We start from the raw sequence: 492 nt of genomic DNA, 5'->3' as shown, positions 1-492 counted from the left end.
TAACCAAAACGCATACAAAAAGCCAATTATTGAAATACTGGTGTAACGCAACCACTTAACAGTAAACCAATAAAAAACCACTAAAGCAAAGAGCGCAAAAATCATATCGAGGCTAACAACGCGCGCTGTGATCTCAAAAAAGTAGCCGATGCTAAAGTCTTGTACATTGCCAGCTTGCTTGGTGAGCCTAGAAATCGGGGGCAACCACGAATCGTGATACAATAAAGCCGCACCTATCAGCACACTCATAGCGTGTTTGATACGAGACAACCAAATATGTTGAAAAGAGATAGCTAGAAAAGCAAAAAATGCTAGGTTTGCATATAAATCAAAAGAAATGTCACCTCGGCTATACAGAACAAACTTAACTAGAAAGTATAAATTCCAAAAACCTAATCCTGAAAGCCTCACTTGTTATCCTTCTTGTGTCGTTTTGGCGTATAAGGCGTTAATAATACATGCCTAAATGTTAGTTTTCGGTAGAGCACGACT

At 38.8% G+C, this 492-nt stretch carries 1 protein-coding gene; it reads right to left on the bottom strand.

Features of this window, described 5'->3' with window-relative positions:
• On the bottom strand, nucleotides 1-411 hold a 411-nt coding region (gene bcsG, locus HUS61_RS21225; protein WP_175086979.1), incomplete at its 3' end, for a cellulose biosynthesis protein BcsG.
• Nucleotides 412-492: the final 81 nt, after the last annotated feature.

This window comes from Pseudoalteromonas sp. 0802 (genome assembly GCF_013350085.1).
In the GTDB taxonomy this organism is placed as follows: Bacteria; Pseudomonadota; Gammaproteobacteria; order Enterobacterales; family Alteromonadaceae; genus Pseudoalteromonas.
This window is presented reverse-complemented; position numbering and strand designations above follow the sequence as displayed.